Here is an 18,317-nt window from a genome sequence, read left to right as displayed (position 1 = left end):
CGAAGGCAAAGGTGGACGGGTGGGATGACGTCCCGAACGACGACGCGCCCGGCGCCGGCGCCGCCTCCCGTAGGGAAACGACACCGGCCTCCGGGCGCGGTGGGTACAGCTACTTCTTGTCGCCGAGGGTGGTGCGGTTGACCACCATCAGGAACTCGGCGTTGGACGCCGTGTCGCGGATCTTGGTGGTCAGCAGCTCCAGTGCCTGCTGCTGCTCCAGGCTGGAGAGCACGCGGCGCAGGCGCCACATGATGCGCACCTCTTCCGGCGAGAGCAGGTTCTCCTCGCGGCGCGTGGAGGACGCGTTGACGTCCACGGCCGGGAAGATGCGCTTATCCGCCAGGTGGCGGGACAGGCGCAGCTCCATGTTGCCGGTGCCCTTGAACTCCTCGAAGATGACCTCGTCCATCTTGGACCCGGTCTCCACCAGCGCGGTCGCGAGGATGGTCAACGAACCACCGTTCTCGATGTTGCGGGCGGCACCAAAGAAGCGCTTGGGCGGGTACAGCGCGGCGGCGTCAACGCCACCGGACAGCACGCGACCGGAGGCAGGCGCGGACTGGTTGTACGCGCGGCCAAGGCGGGTCATGGAGTCAAGCAAGACCACCACGTCCTTGCCCTGTTCCACCAGGCGCTTGGCGCGCTCGATGGCCAGCTCCGCCAGCATGGTGTGATCATCCGCGGGACGATCAAAGGTGGAGGCAATGACCTCGCCGCGCACCGAACGCTGCATGTCGGTGACTTCCTCGGGGCGCTCGTCAACGAGCACCATCATGAGGTGCACCTCGGGGTTGTTCTCCGTGATGGCCGCGGCGATGGACTGCAGCACCATGGTCTTACCCGCCTTGGGCGGGGACACGATCAGGCCGCGCTGGCCCTTACCGATCGGGGAGATCAGGTCAATCACACGGGGGCCGACCTTCTTGGGGTCGGTCTCCAGGCGCAGACGCTCGGAGGGGTAGAGCGGGACAAGCTTGTTGAACTCGACGCGATCCTTGTTCTCCTCCGCGGGAACGCCATTTACAGTGGCGATCTTCACGAGCGGGGTGTACTTGGCGGTGCGGCCGTTCTGGCCGTTGCCGTTCTCCTCACCTTCGCGGGGCGCACGGATGGCGCCAACCACTGCATCGCCCTTGCGCAGGTTGTTGCGACGGACCTGGGCCAGCGTGACGTACACGTCATTGGCGCCGGGCAGGTAGCCGGAGGTGCGCAGGAAGGCGTGCTGCTCCTGGACGTCCAGGATGCCTGCCACGGGGACCAACACATCGTCCTCGGTGAGCTCGGTGTCATCCACCTCAAACTGCGTACGGCCGTTGCGACCGCGGCGGTTGTTGCGCGAGTTGCGATCGTTGCCGCGCTCCTGGCGGTCACGATTGCGCTCGCGGCGGGAGGAACGATCCTCCTGCTGGCTGCCGTTGCGATCGCGGTTGGAGCCGCGCTCCTGGCGATCGCGGGGAGCGCGCTGGCCGGGCTCGGCCTGCTTCTCCTGCTTGTCCTTGTCCTGGCCGCCGTTCTGGGTGCCGGACTGGGTCTCGGCATCCTCTTCACGGCGGTTGCGGCCGCGGCCGCGCTGGTTGCGGCCCTCGCCCTGCTCGGCGTTGGAATCGTTGCGGTTACGGCCACGACCGCGCCCGTTGCCCTGCTCAGAGGACTCTGCCTCTGCCGGGGCGGCTGCTGCGTCGTTGTTGCGCTCAGTGCGCTCGTTGCGCTCAGTGCGATCCTGGCGATCGGCACGCTCCGTGCGCTCCTGCGCCGGGGCGTCGTTGCGACGGTTGTTTCCGCGGCGGCGGCGCGGGTTACCGGCCTCTTCCGCGGCGGCGATGGCCTGCTCACGCTCGGCACGCAGGCCGGCCTGGGCGGCGGCGCGCTCCTTGACGGAGAGCTGCTTGGGCGCCTCGGCGCCGTCCTGGTCCGCGGCGGCCGGAGCGGACTGCGTGTCCGCGGGGGCTGCCTGCTGGTCGGCATTGCGAGCGGAGCCGGACTGCTGATCCGCGTTCCGCGAGGAGCTGCGGGAAGAGCGGGTGCGGCGGGCGGGAGCCTGCTCGGCGGCCGGGGCCTGAGCCGAGGACTCCTGGTTCGCGGAGTTCTGGTTCGCGGACGCCTGGTGGGAGGATTCCTGCGCCGCGGGAGCCTCGGCACCCGCGGACGGGGAGCCCGCCTCAACGCTGGCGGAGCGACGGCGACGCGTGCGGCCGGCCGGCTTCTCCTCTGCGGCGGGCGCTGCTGCTGCGGGGGCCGCGGGGGCCTCCTGAGCCGCGGCACGGGCCGGCTGCTTGGCGGACGAGGCCGCCTCTGACTTCTTCTTGGCCTCTGCCGCATCGCGATCGGCGACTGAGCCGCCGCGCTGGTGATCAGAGATGGAGGAGACGAGCTCCGCCTTGCGCAGGCGCTTGGCGCCCGGGATGCCGAGCTGTGCGGCGAGCTCCTGAAGCTGAGCAAGCTTGAGTGCAGAAAGTCCGCCCTGCTTAGGCGAATCTGCGGTGGTGTCCACATCGGTGGTGACGGTCACGAAGGTTCCTTCCCCTCGTTAGGCGGGTCCGCATGAGCGGATCCCGCTGCTGGTGTGGCGACCGGACGGTGTAGTGAGAACCGCTCCGGGCGTACTGTCCCGGCCGCTCGGGGCGACGGGGGCCTGTGATCACAGGTCAAGCACGCCGAATTCCGGCGCCTTCAAGTGGATCTGCATCCGCGACGGGGCCGGCTGGCCCCGAGGACCCGGCCGCGCAGGATCACCATCGTCAAAAGAACGGGGTCCCGGGGCGGGCATAGCGCGTGTTGGTCAGCGTTTCCGACGTGCGAAAGACGCTCAGTCCAACGGTTGATGCACTCTCACTGTAGCACCCACCGTATCGATCCCCGGTTCCAGGACACGCCAGCGTACAGAGCCGTCCTGAGTGAGCTGGTCCAAAGCGGCCCGCGCGGCCTCCGCATCGCCGCCCTGCCCCGTCCTGGCCAGCACCAACACCGTGGGGCCCGCGCCGGAAACGGTGGCAGCAAAGCCGCGCTCTCGCAGGGCCGCGATCAGTGCGGCGGAGTGCGGCATGGCCGGGGCGCGGTAGCCCTCATGGAGCAGGTCACGCGTGGCCTGGAAGAGCAGGGAGGGCCGGGACGTCATCGCGTGCACCAGGAGCGCAGCATTGCCGGAGTTGGCCGCCGCGTCCGCGTGGGGCACCTGCGCTGGCAGCAGCCCCCTGGCCAGTGCGGTGGCCAGTTTCACGTCCGGGATGGCCACCAACGCCACCAGCTCCGGATGCACTTCGAGCACCGCCGTACCAAAGCCGGCCGATTGCCCGTCGGCGTCACCCGGCACCGCTGCGTCAAGGCCAGCGGGCCGTGCCTGGGCCTCCCCCGCGCTCTGGCCAGGCTCCGACCAGGAGATGGTGAAGCCACCAAAGACAGCAGGGGCCACGTTATCCGGGTGACCCTCCGTGGCCGCGGCCAGCTGGAAGACGGCGTCGCGGCCCGGGCGCGCGTGGGCGGGCAGCAGCGAGGCCGCCGCCCACAGCGCGGCGACCACCACGGCGGCGGAGGAACCCTGCCCGCGCCCATGGGGAATGCGGTTGGTGGCCTCCAGTTCCAGGTCCACGCCGGAGTGATCAACACCCCAGCGATCCCAGGCGCCGCGGATGGTCACGGCTGCCAGGTGGGTCCCGTCAGAGGGGAGGCTCTCCGCCCCTTCGCCGCTGACCGTGACCCGCGCGCCACTCGCGTGAGTGCCTGCCGGCACCACGCGGGCGCTGAGATCATCGCCGTACGCCAGCGCCAGGCCAAAGGCGTCAAAGCCTGGGCCAAGGTTGGCGGAGGTGGCGGGCACGTGCACGTCCACGCTTGCGCCAAGCACAGGGGCCACGGGCGCGGAAGGAGACGCGGGGTGTGCGGGTGACACAGCGCTCACTTGAGGCCGAGCGCATCCGCGACGGAAACGACGTCGAACCCCACCTGAACCGGCGTGGCGCCCTCCCCTGCCCCCTTGATGGCCCACTCCGGGTCCTTCAAGCCGTGACCGGTCACCGTGATGACGATGGTCTTGCCCGTGGGCGCGGTGCCGGCGCGGTGATGCTTGAGCAGCCCGGCCGCCCCTGCTGCGGAGGCCGGCTCAACAAAGACGCCCTCGCGGGAGGAGAGCCAGCGGTGCGCCTCCAGGATCTCGTCGTCGCTCACGGCCTCGATCAGGCCGCCGGACTCGTCCCTGGCCGCCTCCGCCTGCTGCCAGGACGCGGGGTTGCCGATCCGGATGGCGGTGGCGATGGTCTCCGGCTCCAGCACGGGGTGGCCAGCGACGATGGGTGCGGCGCCCGCCGCCTGGAAGCCCCACATGATGGGGGTCTTGGTGGCCACGGGGGCCAGCGTCTGGCCCTGCTGGTTCACGAACTCGGTGGAGTACTCCTTATACCCGCGCCAGTACGCCGTGATGTTGCCGGCATTGCCGACGGGAAGCAGGTGATAATCCGGGGCATCCCCCAAGAAGTCCACGACCTCAAAGGAGCCGGTCTTCTGCCCCTCGATGCGCGCGGGGTTCACCGAGTTCACCAGGAACACCGGGTAGTTCTCCGAGAGCTTGCGCGCCACGTCAAGGCAGTTATCGAAGTTGCCGTCCACCTGGATGATCTTGGCGCCGTGGGCCACGGCCTGGGAGAGCTTGCCCATGGAGATCTTGCCGTCCGGGACCAGCACGGCGCAGGTCAGCCCGGCCTGCTTGGCGTAGGCCGCCGCGGACGCGGACGTGTTGCCGGTGGAGGCGCAGACCACGGCCTTGGCGCCGGAGTTCACCGCGGCGGTCATGGCCATGGTCATGCCGCGATCCTTGAAGGATCCGGTCGGGTTCATCCCCTCTACCTTGAGGTAGACCTGGTTGCCGGTCTCGGCTGACAGCGCGGGGGCAAAAACCAACGGGGTGCCGCCCTCGCCCAGCGTGACGATGGTGTCGCTGTCCTCCACCGGAAGACGATCGATGTATTCGCGGATCACTCCGCGCCACTGATGAGCCATGGTGCGCTCAGTTCCCTTCGACTCGCAGGACAGACGTGATCCCGGTGACCACGTCGAGTTCGGTGACGGCGGCGACGGTGGCGTCCAGCGCCCGCTGCGTCCCGGCGTGCGTGATGATACGCAGGCTGGCCGACGCCGCGGCGTCGCTCCCAGCGCTGGGGTAGCCGGTCTGTCGCATGGCCTCGATGGAGACCCCCTGATCGGCAAAGACCTGGGCAATCCGCGCCAGGACGCCAGGGGCGTCCGTGACATCGATGGCCAGCGCGTAGCGCGTGATGGCGTCCTCGATGGGCAGCGCGGGCACCGCAGTCGCGGAGAGCACCGTGTGATCCGGCGCCCCGGCCAGGCTGCGGCGGGCCGCGGTGACCAGGTCACCCATCACGGCGCTTGCCGTGGGGGCGCCGCCGGCACCCGCGCCGTAGAACATCAGCTGACCCGCATTCTCCGCCTCCACAAACACCGCATTGAAGGCGCCGTGCACCGCGGCCAGCGGGTGCTCGCGGGAGATCAGCGTGGGGTGCACGCGCATCTGCACTCCGCCCTCGCTGCGCTCAACGATCGCCAAGAGCTTGATCACCTGATCCTCTGCGCGCGCTGCCTCCACGTCCGTGGCGCTGACGCCGGTGATGCCCTCGGTGTGCACCTGATCAATGGAGAAGCCGGCCCCAAACGCCAGGGTCGCCAACAGCGCGGCCTTCGCTGCGGCGTCGTGCCCCTCAACGTCAGCGGACGGGTCTGCCTCCAGGAAGCCAAGCGCCGCTGCCTCTGCCATCACGTCCGCCAGGTCCGCGCCCTCGCGGTCCATCTTGTCCAGGATGTAATTGGTGGAGCCGTTCACGATGCCCATCACCTTGGTGATGGTGTCCCCCGCCAGCGACTCCGCCAGCGGGCGCAGGATCGGGATGGCGCCTGCCACGGCCGCCTCAAAGCTCAGTTGCGCGTCGTTGTCCTTGGCCAGGGCAAAGAGCTCGGCCCCGTGGGCCGCGAGGAGCGCCTTGTTTCCGGTGACCACGCTGGCGCCGTTGGAGAGGGCGCGCGTGATGTACGTGCGTGCTGGCTCAATGCCGCCCATCAGCTCAATCACCAGGTCGGCGCCGTCAATCGCGTCCTCCGCCTGGTCGGTGATGAGCTCACGCGGCACGTGCGGGCCGCGATCCGCCGCGGTGTCGCGGACCACCACGGCGCTGAGGCGCAGGCGCGCCCCGGCCCGCTGGGTCAGGGCGGCTGCGTCCTGATCCAGGATGCGCGCCACCTCGGTGCCGACAGTGCCTGCGCCAAGCAGGGCGACCTTGAGGGTGGTGCTCATGCGTTCCTCTTCTCTGCGTACATCTTCGTGGAAAACGGCTTGTTGTTCGGGTGCCCGGTGAGTAGCGGAAGCATCGGCGCGCTCAGGCGCCCACGCCGGTATCCCTGGAGAGCAAGTCCGTCTCAGTCTCCCCGCGCACCATCACCTTGACCTGACCGTCCAGGACCGCGACAACGGCCGGTCTGGGCAGGTAGTTGTAGTTGCTGCCAAGGGACCAGCAGTAGGCGCCGGTGGCAGGCACCGCCAGCAGGTCTCCCCGGCGCAGATCCGCCGGCAGGTACACGTCCCGCACCACAATGTCCCCGGACTCGCAGTGCTTGCCCACCACGCGGGAGAGCATGGCGTCCGCGCCGGAGGAACGCGAGGCCAGGATGGCCGAATAGTCCGCGTCGTACAGCACCGGGCGCGCGTTATCACTCATCCCGCCGTCCACCGCGACGTAGCGGCGCAGACCCTGCCCAGCGTCGTCGGACACCTGAACGTCCTTCTGGACGCCCACCCCGTAGAGGGTGATTCCAGCCGGGCCCGCGATGGCGCGGCCCGGCTCAATGCTGATGCGGGGAACGTCGATGCCCACGGATTGGCAGGCGGCCGACACCACGTCCGCGAGGCCGGCGGCCAGGCGCTCCGGGGTGCTGGGGCGGTCCTGCTCGGTGTAGGCGATCCCGTAGCCGCCGCCAAGGTCCAGCTCCGGCAGTTGGACGCCGTGCTCGTTGCGCACCTGCCCAAGGAAGGTAATGAGGCGCCTAGCGGCCTCGCCGAAGCCCTCCGCTTCAAAAATCTGCGAACCGATGTGGCAGTGCAGGCCCAAGAGGTTGACCGACTCGGCGTCCAGGCAGCGGCGCACCGCCTCCGCGGCGTCGGAGCGCTCTGCGCCGGGGAGCGCAACCATGGAGAGCCCAAACTTCTGGTCTTCATGGGCCGTGGCGATGAACTCGTGGGTGGAGGCGTGCACGCCAGGGGTCAGGCGCAACATGACGTTGGCAGTGAGGCCAAGGCGGCCGGCGGCCGCTGCGAGGCGGTCCACCTCATCCAGGCTGTCGGCAATGATGCGCCCCAGGCCAAGGCTCAGCGCGCGTTCAATCTCCTGATCGGATTTGTTATTGCCGTGCAACCCGATGTTTGCAGGCTCGACGCCGGCGGCGAGGGCCACCGCGAGCTCTCCCCCGGATGCCGTGTCAAGGCGCAACCCCTCCTCGCTGACCCAGCGGGCCACGGAGGTATTGAGGAACACCTTGCCGGCGTAGTAAACATCCGCGCCGCCGCACAGCGGGGCAAAAGCCGCGTCGTAGGCGGACTTAAAGGAGCGGGCACGCGCGCGCAGATCCGCCTCATCCACCACGTAGAGGGGCGTCCCAAACTGAGCGGCCAGCGCCGCAACTCCCACGCCGCCGATGCTCAGCTCACCCTGGTCGGTTCGCGCGGCGGAGGCCGGGAACAGCTCCGGTTTGCCCTGCGGGCGCAGCTCATTGAGGTCAGCGGGCACGGTGAGCCAGCCGGGGGCAAGCGGAGAGGCAGTCATGACACCTTCGGGGCCGGGGGCACGTTGTTGATTCCAGGCTACCGGCGCACCCCTAGGCGGGCGGCCAACGTGACGCATTCACGAAGTTCCCAGGCCGGGGCGCTCGGTATTTATCACGGTGTTCGATAGACTCGGCAGGACACTCCGCTCTGTCAACGCGTTTCTTGGAGGACACGATGACCACACCGATGCCCCAGCAGCCACAGCAGCCGTCTCCGTACGGCTCCTCTGCTCAGTACCCCACACAGCCCGGCGCGGCGCAGTCCGCGCCGCCCATTGATCCCAACGCTCCGCAGTACGGCGGCACAGGTGGCCAGCCCCCGCGTCGACGCCGCCGGTGGATCCCCTGGGTGGGTGGCGTGGCCGCCGTCGGTGTGATTGCCGCCGCGGTGGGCTTCCCCCTGGCAGCCAACGCCGCACAGCGAGGCGCCGACTCCACGCAGTCCGCAGCAGAGCGCATCAACACCGCGATCGCCAAGAAGGACGGGATGGAGATTGCCAAGCTCTTCTCCCCCGCCGAGATCGATTCCTACTTGAAGAACAACGAGGCCCTCGCGAAGGACTCCGGCCTGGATGAGCTCGTCAAGGCCGACGGTGGCGACATCAGCTCCAAGGGCGCCATGGATTCCATGCAGGACCTGCTGGGCGCCATCGACATTCGCTCCTCCAACATGGAGTTCAAGGTCACCGAGCGCTCACCTAACTTCGCCACCGTTGACGTGACCAAGTGGCAGCTGGACGCCTCCGTGGACGTGAACAAGCTGGGCGACGCGGTGGCCAAGGCCCAGAAGCGCTCCACCGGCAAGGACGCTCCCCAGAAGATGATCGATGAGATCAAGAAGTCTGCGGAGAAGGACAATTCCTTCAATGGCGACGTCATCGAGAAGGCCGGCAGCCCGCTGAGCCTGGTGCTCGTGAAGGAAGAGGACCGCTGGTTCATTTCCCCGATGATGACCGTCGCAGAGATGGTCCGCGCCTCCAGCGCCAGCAAGTCCTCTAGCTCGAACATGGGCGAGCCCAACTGGAACGCCGACTACGCCAGCGCTGCCGGGGCATCCTCCCCCTCCGAGGCCGTCTCCGGCATCGCGGACCGCCTGGCCCTCATGAATGACCCCCAGGATCTGGTTGATCCCGCCCTGGTGGGCAAGCTTGCCCTCCCGGAGCGCCGACTGGCCATGGTGTACGCGCCCCTGATGAACAAGGGCACCTCCACCGAGTCCCGCCCGGACCCGGCCCAGCCCAACTTCAAGGCCGAATGGGCCCTGAAGGAGCACAAGATCAACGATGACCTGGTGATTGTCTCCCCGGGTAGCACCAAGATCACGGCCGGTTCCTCCTCCAGCACCTCTTCCAGCACCAGCAACAACGAGATCCGCTTTGACGGTGCCAAGGTCTCCATGGGCAGCGACGGAAGCAAGACCCTTGACCTGGGCAAGATGCTCACCAACCCGGACCGCTTGGGCGTGGCCGCTGTCAAGGAAAACGGCACGTGGCGCGTCTCCACCGTGGACACCATCAGCAACCTCGCGACCATGCGAGCCACCGATGAGGGTGTCAACAAGGGCAAGGAGCTGTTTGAGCAGTTCTCCAAGTCCGCTGGTTCACGCGCCGGCGCCTCCAGCACCGATTCGCTGGGCAGCTGGGACGAGCAGGCCGCCCTGAACAAGAACGTGTTCGGGGTCATTGCCTCCTTCGTCACGGGCTTCCAGGAGTTTGCCCAGGCCAACAAGCCGACCACCAACTACGGCTCCAACGGCACCACCGATCCCTACGGAACCAATCCGTACAGCTCGGAGGGCACGGATGGCTCCACCGGAACCGACGGGTCCACCGGAACCGACGGGTCCACCGGTACGGACGGGTCCACCGGAACCGATGGCTCCACCGGAACCGATGGCTCCACCGGCACGGATGGCTCCACCGGCGATATTGGGTCCGGCCTGGATGACCTGTTCGGTGGCAACAGCGCCAACCACCAGGACGCCCCGCTGACGAATCCGCAGACGGTGCCGGCAGGCGCACACCGCTGATCACTCAGCCAGTTCGGCAGTAGCGCAGTCAGCACTACAGCGGCGGCGAGCCAGTCCCCCTCGGGGCTGACTCGCCGCCGCTGTTGTTGGCGCACACTAGTGGGGTGGACATCGACTACACCCTCATTTACGGCGTCATTGCCTCCGTGGTCTCCGCCGTCATCATCGCGGCCGTGACACGGAGGCTGCTTGGTGCCCGGGTGGGCTGGCCACGGGCCATCATCGTCTCCGGGGTGGCGCTCTTTGCCTTTGGCCCGGTGGGCTTGTGGGTGGCCCGCCAGACGGGTCTGGTCCGCGGCGAAACCATCACCGTGGGCACCGCCGAAGTCCTTGGACTCTTCCTGCTGGGCTTCTGCTGGGCGCTGGTGGCTTGCACGGCCGTGTTGGTGATCCTGGAGGCACTGGTGCCGACAGGGACCTTCTCCTCCCCCCTGCAGTGGCCGCGTGCCATCCGTGATGCCGCGCGGCGCGGCGCCCGCTACGCGCACCTGAGTTGGATTGTGGCCAGCAGCGGACTCTCCGGCGTGCTGAGGCAGGGGCCGCGCTCGGAGCGCTTTGACGAGGCATTGGTGCGCATGTTTGAGCGTGCGGGCGTGAGTTTTGTGAAGCTGGGGCAGCTGCTCTCCACGCGCCAGGACGTGGTCCCGCCCAGCACCGCGCGGGCGCTCTCCCGCCTGCAATCAGAGGCGGAGCCGGCGCCCACTGCGGACATCCTGGGGGTGCTCGCGCAGGACTGGGGCAAGGACCCGGACACGGTTTTGGCGCGCTTTGACGCGCAGCCGCTTGGCGCGGCGTCCATAGCGCAGGTGCACGGTGCCCAACTGCAGAGCGGGCTGGAGGTGGTCCTGAAGGTGCAACGACCCGTGGCCCAGGCCAGCGTGCGCGTGGACGGGGACATCATCATGCGGTTCGCCCGCACCTCAGAGCGGCGCTTCGGGTGGGCCCGCGAGTTGGGCCTTGCCGCGCTGGCCGGCGGGCTGGTCAAGGTGATGAAGGAGGAGCTGGATTACGTGGTGGAGGCCGGATACACCCGCACCGCCGCGCGCCTGCTGGCCCCCTCCCCGGACTTGGTGGTGCCTCAGGTCTACCCGGAGCTCTCCTCGCGGCGCGTCCTGGTGATGTCCCGCTTGAGCGGGGTCCCGGTGGAGCGCGGTGCCGAGCGGCTGAGCCCGGAGCGCCGCACCGAGCTGGCGCGCACCCTGCTGCAGGCGACGCTGAGCGGCGTGCTGGTGGACGGCTTTTTCCACGCGGATCTGCATCCCGGCAATCTTCTCCTGCTCGACGACGATCGGTTGGGTTTGCTGGATTTTGGCGCCGTGGGCGTCATTGACCAGGAGACCCGCACCCTCCTGGCCGCCCTGTTAGCCGCGATTGTGGACGATGACAACGTGGCCGCGGCCACCGCCCTTGGCATGGCCTTTGACCTGCCGGCAGACGTGGACCGGCGCGTGCTGCGGCGCGAGCTGGGGCGGATCATGACCCTGGTGCACACCTCCGGCGAGGTGGGCGCCACCCTCTTCACCGAGCTCTTTGGCCTGCTCCGGGCGCACCACATCGCCGTTCCAGGGGATGTGGCCGGAGCCTTCCGGACCCTCGCCAGCGTGGAGGAGACGCTGAAAGTCCTTGACCCTGAAACGTCGCTCCTGAAGGGCGCGCGCGCCGTCATGCCCGCCCTGATCAAGCGCCTCACCGAGCCGGAGCAGTTGGGCCGCAAGCTGGGCGCTGAGTCCCTCGTGGCCCTCAGCGTGGCCCGCCGCCTCCCGGAGCGCGGCGAGGTGATCAGCAATGCTCTGGCGCGGGGCGAGTTCAGCCTGCGCACCCATCCGCTGGCGGATCTGGGCGAGCGGCGCTGGCTGCGTTCGGTGCTGGATGATGCCGTGTCCGGGTTCTTTGCGGCCGTCCTCGCGGTCATTGCGGTGATCCTGGCCATGACCCCTGGCGGTGGAAGCCTGACCCCGGAGTTGGGGCTGAATCAGATCGCGGCGGCCGTCCTGGGACTGGTCGCGGTGGTGTTGGCCCTGCGGGTGCTGGTGCGCGTCTTTGCCCGCAGGAGCTCCAACGGAGACTAGCCCAAGTGCTAGGCTCACCCGCATGAGCACCACGCAGCGATTTATGAGCCCTCGGCCGGTCCACGGCCGCCCAGGGCTCCACGTTCGCGCGTAGCCACGGGGCACCGGGGCGGCCGAGGGAGTCTTTTCCCCTCACTTTCCGTCCCCACCAGATCGCCGCCACCACTAGCTTTCGTTCCTCACGAGCGAAGAGGCCTGCGCGGCACGGGGACACGGCCCCAAGGACCACACCATGTCTTCCGCTTCACTTCTTGCCTCCTCCCCTGCCCCCGTCCAGCGCCTCAGCCCGGATGCCCTCCGGGCCGCTCTGTCCCTGCGGGATCTCACCGATCCCGCGCAGGGCCAACACGCCATGCAGACCCTCCTCAGCGACGTCGTGCAGGCAGTGTCCCGCGCGTGGAAGGTTCCCGCGCGCATCCACCGCCCCGGGCCGGTAGTGACCGTGGAGGACAACTACGACCGGCTCGGATTCAGCACGGGTGATGTGACTCGTGACGTGCGCTATTCGCGTTATCTGAGCCCCACGGTGATGCTGCGCAGCCACACCTCCGCCGCCATGCCGCCCGTGCTGCGCGCGCTGAACTCGGACACGGATGCCGACGCGTTGCACGTGATTCCCGGGCTCAGCTATCGGCGAGACGCCATCGACAGGACCCACGTGGGAGAGCCGCACCAGCTTGATCTGTGGCGGGTGGGCTGCGCGGCGCGGATGGGTCTGGCGGACCTGCACGGCCTGCTGGAGCTGGTCGTGCATGCGGTGCTTCCCGGGGCGCAATGGCGCACGGTGCGCTCGCCCCATCCGTACACCACCCTGGGTGTGCAACTGGATGTGCGGGTGGGCCACGAGTGGCTGGAGCTGGCGGAGGCGGGGCTGGTGGCGCCAGGCATCCTGGCACAGGCCGGCCTCTCCCCCAATGCGTGGAGCGGTGTGGCCCTTGGCATGGGCTTGGACCGCGCGCTGATGCTGCGCAAGGGCATCCAGGACATCCGTTTGCTGCGCTCGGCTGATCCGCGCGTGGCCGGCCAGATGCAGGACCTGAGCCCGTATCGCGTGGTGTCTGCGCTGCCCAGCATCACCCGGGACCTCTCCGTGGTGGTGCCCGCTGACGCGGACGAGGAGACCTTGGGAGATCAAGTACGCGAGACGCTGGGAGTGCAGGCCGGCGAGCTCGAGTCGGTGTCGGTGCTGGCCCGCACAGGCCCGGACGAACTCCCAGAGGGTGCCGTGCGACGCCTTGGCCTGGTGGCGGGACAGGTGAATGCGCTACTGCGCATCGTCATCCGGCCGCTGACCCGCACCATGACGGATGCGGAGGCCAACGCGCTGCGGGATCGGGTCTACCTGGCGGTGCACCGCGGGCCGCATCTGGAGTTGATCTCGCGGTGATATTTTGGGGCCACAGTCACGACCATCACGGGGGAAAACCATGCCACCACTGAACCGACGCCGGGCCATCCAGCTTGGACTGGGCACCGGCGCTGCGGCGCTGTTGAGCGCCGGGCTGGCGGGCTGCTGGGCGGGTCAGTCGGAGCCAGTGAACGACCCTCGGATCACCAGCGATCCCCCACCCGGGAACGGGCAGAGCTTTGACTCGGCAGCAGAGGCGGTCAAAAGCATCCCTGGGCTGGAGCTCACCAGGTTCTCCACGGCCCCGCCCAACATCAAGCGCAACACTGGCTACTCCGTCCATCTCACCATCACTGCAGGTTACGAGGTAGCTGACGGGCCCGCGCTCGTGGAGTATCTCCTGCGCACGGTGTGGTCCGTCCGCGATCGCCACATGCCCAACTCGACCATTGATTTCAGCTTCGTGGATCTCTCATCCCCCAAGCCCTTCGATGTCTTCAAGGCGTTGAAGGCTGGCAAGTGGGTGCCTGCGGAGAAAAACGGCATCGAGGTCACAGAGGATGGCTACAGTCACTCCGGGGCTTGGGTAGATCCCGACATGGACAATCGCATGTCCCCGTCTAATCTGCGCCGCCTGGGCCCCTGGCCCGGTCCGGTCCCCACACAGCCCTCGGGAATGCTGCGCAAGATCCGCTCGTAGGCACGCATTCCCACAGGGGCACAGCGCGACGGCGCCCTTCCGCACTCAGGTGCACAAGGGCGCCGTCGGGCGTTGGACATTACATCTTCTCCGGGGCGGTGACGCCCAGCAGCCCCAAGCCGTTGGCGATCACGGTGGTCGCGGCGTCGTTGAGCCAGAGGCGCGACTGGTGCACGGACTCCACGGGGGCGTCACCGATCGGGGTGATGCGGCAGGCCGCGTACCAGGAGTGATAGGCGGAGGCCACGGCCTCGATGTGGCGGGCAATGCGGTGCGGCTCGCGGGAGGCGCCGGCGCCGGCCACGATGGAGGGGAACTGGCCCAGCGCGGCCAGCAGATCATTCTCCGTGGGGTGCGTGAGCAGGGAGGCGTCAAACGCTGAGCGGTCGACGCCGCGTGCCTGGGCCTGGTGGGCGGCCTGGCGTGAGCGGGCGTGGGCGTACTGGATGTAGAAGACCGGGTTGTCGTTGGAGGCCTTCTTCAGCAGCTCCGGGTCTACAGCGATGGGCGAGTCCGCGGGGACGCGCTCCAGTGAGTAGCGCAGGGCGTCCGAGCCCAACCAGTCGATCAGGTCGCGGAGCTCAATGATGTTGCCTGCGCGCTTGGAGAAGCGGGCGCCGTTGACGCTCATGAGCTGACCGATGAGGATTTCGATGTTCTTGTTCGCATCATCCCCGGCCGCGTCTGCGATGGCCTTGAGGCGGCCGATGTAGCCGTGGTGGTCCGCGCCGAGCAGGTACATCTTCTCCGGGAAGCCGCGGTCCTTCTTGGAGAGGTAGTAGGCGGCGTCAGCGGCGAAGTACGTGGGCTCGCCGTTGGCGCGGATCAGGACGCGGTCCTTGTCGTCGCCAAACTCGGTGGTCTTGAGCCAAACGGCGCCGTCGCGGTCCTCCACGTGGCCCTGCTCGCGCAGGCGCTCAACCGCGGCCTGGATGGCACCCGTGCTGTGCAGCTGGGACTCGGGGAAGAAGACGTCAAAGCTCACGCCGAAGTCCGCCAGCGTGGTCTTGATGTCCTTCATCTGCAGCTCGTAGCCGTACTGGCGCAGCACCGGAATGGCGGCGGCCTCCGTCAGAGAGCGCACCTCCGGGTGGTCGATGGCGATGGCGTCCGCCAGGTCTTGGATGTACTGGCCCGGGTAGCCGCCGTCCTGGACGGGGTTGCCGTGCAGGCGGTTGTAGATGGACAGGGCAAAGACGTTCATCTGGTTGCCGGCGTCGTTGATGTAGTACTCGGCGGTGACATCGGCACCGGAGGCGCGCAGGACGCGGACGATCGCATCCCCCAGGGCGGCCCAGCGGGTGTGTCCAATGTGCAGCGGGCCGGTGGGGTTGGCGGAGACGAACTCCATGTTGATGGTGTGCCCGGCCAGGGTCTGGTTCTTGCCGTATTCGGCGCCGGCCTCAACGATGTTCTTGGCCAGTTCTCCGGCTGCTGCGGCGTCAACGGTGATGTTGATGAAGCCGGGCCCGGCGATGTCCACGGCGGTGATGCCGGGCTCCTTGGCCAGTTCCTTGGCCACGAGTTCGGCGAACTCACGGGGGTTCATGCCGGCCTTCTTGCCCAGCTGCAGGGCGATGTTGGTGGCCCAGTCCCCGTGATCCCTGTTCTTGGGTCGCTCCACTCGCACCGTCTCCGGCACCTCCACCTGGACGCGACCGTCCGAGGTGAGGTTGTTCAGGATGCGGACGAGGGCTGCGGAGAGTTCTTCAGGAGTCACAGGCGCGATTCTACCGGGGATAGAGGGTCCCCCGTTGCCGCCCGGCTGGCCGCGGCTCCCGCGCCAGAAACACCCCCACCCCGGATATGGACCTCGGGTCCATATCCCGACACCCCCACCCCACCGGAAATGGACCGCGGGTCCATATCCCGGCACCCCCACCCCAGCGGAAATGGACCGCGGGTCCATTTCCAGTGAGGGGTAGTTTTCCGCGCGGGGCAGTCCGAGTGTCCGGGAGGCGCCGAGTTCAGGCGAGCCCGCGCCGGGTGCTAGAGTCGACACCGTTCCGCTGAGACCGGTTGCGGAACGCGCCCTTGTAGCTCAGTGGATAGAGCGTCCGCCTCCGGAGCGGAAGGTCGAAGGTTCGAATCCTTTCGGGGGCACCACACCTCACTCCTGGCAGTTGACTGTCACTGCCGCGCCCATGACAGTCGCGCCCACACCCTGGTTGTCCGTCGCCTTCAGGCGTAGTGTCTGGTCATGGAAGCCCCACAGAAACAGGCTCGGCAAATCCACATCCATGCTGTCGCCACCTTGGCCGGCGTGTTGGGACTTGCGGCCGTTGGGCTCGCCCTGGTGATGTCAGTGGGAGTCCTCTCCTCGATCGGTCCCACCTTGTTCCTCATGGGCGCCGTGTGCGCCGTCTTCGGCTTTGCCCTCCGCTTTGACGCCAGGCAAAAGCTCAATGACCACCTCGGCAACGATCCGCGGTTCAGGCCTAGCAACTGAACAGCAGCAGGCCCCCGGTCCCGGAAGCGTGACCGAACGTAGGCGCTCACAACGGTGCGGCCACGGTTCTCTACGAACCGTGGCCGCACCCCTGTTTCGGGGATAGCGTGACGCCATGAACCCCACCGGATCTGCCCCACGCCACCGCCGCCAGCGCTGGACGGCCGGGATGGGCGCCGTCGCAGCAGTTGGCCTCATCCTGACGCATACAGGCTGCACATCACCAGCGCCGTGCGATACCGCCGGGTTCCCACCGCTCCTCCAACTCCAGGTCAAGGGGGACGCTGGCAAGGTGGCGAAGGTGCGAGCCTGCACCGCTGATCTCTCGGCGGAGGATTGCAAAGCGAACCCGGTCCTGACAGGCACCAGCACCCTGGCCCCGCAGACGGGAGCCAGCCAAATGCCAGGCACATGGAAACTGACCGTGATCGGCCGGCCCTCACCGGTGCGCATCACACTTTTGGATGCCAAGCAGGCGGTGCTCCTGGAGAAGACCGTGCCGCTCACCTGGCAATCAGAGGCAATAGACGAGTGCCACGCCCAGGACCACGCGGAGCTGACCCTGACGATCCCGACCCGCTCCTAGCCGCCCGCTACTCGGAGTCTGATCCTCGGGGCCGGCTACTTGGCCGCCCGCGGCAGCCCCTTGGGGTTCACCTGGACCTTCTCCACTTCCTCCCCCTCCAGACCCCAACGCTTCAACGCCTCGGTGAGATCCCCTGACTTCTGGGCCGCACCCAGCACCAAAGACAACGGCTTGACCAGCCCATTGCCCTTGCCGGTCACGATGCCCACGTCGGAGTTATCCGGCCACCCGGCGTTGACCTCGCCGACCGTGCGCAGGCCCGGGCTCACCTTCACCTGATACTGCTGGGCGGGGTTGGGACCAAAGGCCGCGTCCACCCTGCCCGCACGCAGGGCCAGCAGTGACGCAGCAGCGTCGTCGTAATAGACCAGCTCCGCCGGCTTGAGTCCGGCCGTCTCATTCTTGGCGTTCCAGGCCTGCAGGATCTTCTCCTGATTGGTCCCGGACCCCACCGTGATCTTGAGCCCCGCAATGTCCGCCGGCTCCTCCAGCTTCGTAACGGGCGATTCCTCGGTGACGAGGAAGGAGTGCAGCCCGTGCCGGTAGGTGGCGAAGTCGAAGAGGTCCTTGCGTTCCTCAGTCACCCCGACATTTGACAGCACCACGTCATATTTTCCGGACTGCACGCCCAGCGGCCAGTCAGCCCAACTGGTGGCCTCCACCCGCAGCTTCAACCCCAAACCGTCCGCCACGATCTGCGCCACATCCACGTCAGAACCGATCAGCGTGGAGCCGTCGTCCGAATGAAAACTTATGGGCGCGGAAGCCCCGGTCGTCGCGACGGTGAGCTCCCCGGCGTGCACCGGTTTGAACCCGGACTCCTTGAGCGCCTCCACCGCGGCCGGCACCTCGGAGAGGCGCACCCGGCCCTTTTGCTCACCGGAGGTATCCAGTCCGCCACTCACGGTGCTCGACGCCGCGGCGTCGGGCTGGGTGCTGGCCTCACCGCCGCGCGTGGCAGCCACAGCCACGCCGGCTCCGCCGCCCACGACGATGAGCGCGGCGATGCCGGCCGCGATGGCCTGCTTGCGAGAAAGCCTGCGGCGCGGCTTGCCTCCTGGCGCGTGCTGCTCCGCCGCGTTGGACGAACCAGTCTCGTTGGATGGGGCGTTTGGGTCATGGGGTGTGTGTGACATGGGAGGCACCTCCGGCTAGAGCTTGTGCCGCGTGGATCCCCGGAAGCCCCGGGGTCAACGCGTTGGAAACCCACACATTAGGGGCGGCGGGGCACCCGCTGGCTACGCGCCGTCGTGCACTGTCACGAACGTCGCGACGCGTCACGAACCGAGCCGGGAACACGTCACGCGCCGTCATGCGA

The 18,317-nt window shown here is 68.0% G+C and carries 13 protein-coding genes and 1 tRNA gene; 7 read left to right on the top strand and 7 right to left on the bottom strand.

The window, feature by feature from the left end; all coding sequences use genetic code 11:
- Positions 1-109: 109 nt before the first annotated feature.
- The 5 genes from rho to lysA all read right to left on the bottom strand — a co-directional run bounded on the left by rho (position 110) and on the right by lysA (position 7,817).
- On the bottom strand, positions 110-2,509 hold the full coding sequence (gene rho / locus DWQ67_RS03190; protein WP_121484110.1) for a transcription termination factor Rho: 2,400 nt from the start codon (positions 2,507-2,509) through the stop codon (positions 110-112).
- Between the two features lie 297 nt (positions 2,510-2,806).
- A complete protein-coding gene (gene thrB / locus DWQ67_RS03185) occupies positions 2,807-3,850 on the bottom strand; it encodes a homoserine kinase (protein ID WP_233555878.1) in 1,044 nt (347 codons plus the stop codon).
- Between the two features lie 41 nt (positions 3,851-3,891).
- On the bottom strand, positions 3,892-4,989 hold the full coding sequence (gene thrC / locus DWQ67_RS03180; protein WP_121484109.1) for a threonine synthase: 1,098 nt from the start codon (positions 4,987-4,989) through the stop codon (positions 3,892-3,894).
- Positions 4,990-4,996: 7 nt separating this feature from the next.
- Positions 4,997-6,295, bottom strand: coding sequence for a homoserine dehydrogenase (locus DWQ67_RS03175; RefSeq protein WP_121484108.1), 1,299 nt, complete (start codon positions 6,293-6,295; stop codon positions 4,997-4,999).
- A gap of 82 nt (positions 6,296-6,377) precedes the next feature.
- Positions 6,378-7,817, bottom strand: coding sequence for a diaminopimelate decarboxylase (gene lysA / locus DWQ67_RS03170; RefSeq protein ID WP_121484107.1), 1,440 nt, complete (start codon positions 7,815-7,817; stop codon positions 6,378-6,380).
- Positions 7,818-7,993: 176 nt separating this feature from the next.
- Here lysA and DWQ67_RS13850 point away from each other — a divergent pair, with 176 nt between their 5' ends.
- The 4 genes from DWQ67_RS13850 to DWQ67_RS03150 all read left to right on the top strand — a co-directional run bounded on the left by DWQ67_RS13850 (position 7,994) and on the right by DWQ67_RS03150 (position 13,964).
- Positions 7,994-9,847 carry a hypothetical protein gene (locus tag DWQ67_RS13850; protein ID WP_121484106.1) on the top strand — a complete coding sequence of 618 codons (1,854 nt, stop codon included), beginning with the start codon at positions 7,994-7,996 and terminating at the stop codon, positions 9,845-9,847.
- A gap of 104 nt (positions 9,848-9,951) precedes the next feature.
- The gene (locus DWQ67_RS03160; protein ID WP_121484105.1) at positions 9,952-11,916 is read left to right on the top strand and encodes an ABC1 kinase family protein; all 1,965 of its coding nucleotides are present in this window, start codon (positions 9,952-9,954) and stop codon (positions 11,914-11,916) included.
- A gap of 232 nt (positions 11,917-12,148) precedes the next feature.
- Positions 12,149-13,303, top strand: coding sequence for a PheS-related mystery ligase SrmL (srmL, locus tag DWQ67_RS03155; protein WP_121484104.1), 1,155 nt, complete (start codon positions 12,149-12,151; stop codon positions 13,301-13,303).
- Positions 13,304-13,343: 40 nt separating this feature from the next.
- The gene (locus DWQ67_RS03150) at positions 13,344-13,964 is read left to right on the top strand and encodes a hypothetical protein (RefSeq protein WP_121484103.1); all 621 of its coding nucleotides are present in this window, start codon (positions 13,344-13,346) and stop codon (positions 13,962-13,964) included.
- A gap of 79 nt (positions 13,965-14,043) precedes the next feature.
- Here DWQ67_RS03150 and argS read toward each other — a convergent pair whose 3' ends face one another.
- The gene (gene argS / locus DWQ67_RS03145) at positions 14,044-15,684 is read right to left on the bottom strand and encodes an arginine--tRNA ligase (RefSeq protein WP_121484102.1); all 1,641 of its coding nucleotides are present in this window, start codon (positions 15,682-15,684) and stop codon (positions 14,044-14,046) included.
- 310 nt (positions 15,685-15,994) lie between these two features.
- Here argS and DWQ67_RS03140 point away from each other — a divergent pair.
- The 3 genes from DWQ67_RS03140 (at position 15,995) to DWQ67_RS13585 (ending at position 16,999) form a co-directional block, all read left to right on the top strand.
- Positions 15,995-16,070 (top strand) — tRNA-Arg (locus DWQ67_RS03140).
- Positions 16,071-16,164: 94 nt separating this feature from the next.
- The gene (locus DWQ67_RS03135; protein WP_121484101.1) at positions 16,165-16,413 is read left to right on the top strand and encodes a hypothetical protein; all 249 of its coding nucleotides are present in this window, start codon (positions 16,165-16,167) and stop codon (positions 16,411-16,413) included.
- Between the two features lie 115 nt (positions 16,414-16,528).
- Complete coding sequence (locus DWQ67_RS13585) at positions 16,529-16,999, top strand: hypothetical protein (RefSeq protein ID WP_147433599.1); 471 nt, start codon at positions 16,529-16,531, stop codon at positions 16,997-16,999.
- A gap of 35 nt (positions 17,000-17,034) precedes the next feature.
- Here the strand turns inward: DWQ67_RS13585 and DWQ67_RS03130 are convergent, their stop codons facing one another.
- Positions 17,035-18,135, bottom strand: coding sequence for an ABC transporter substrate-binding protein (locus tag DWQ67_RS03130; protein ID WP_121484100.1), 1,101 nt, complete (start codon positions 18,133-18,135; stop codon positions 17,035-17,037).
- Between the last annotated feature and the right edge of the window lie 182 nt (positions 18,136-18,317).

The organism is Galactobacter caseinivorans, from assembly GCF_003640665.1.
Classification (GTDB): domain Bacteria; phylum Actinomycetota; class Actinomycetes; order Actinomycetales; family Micrococcaceae; genus Galactobacter; species Galactobacter caseinivorans.
This window is presented reverse-complemented; position numbering and strand designations above follow the sequence as displayed.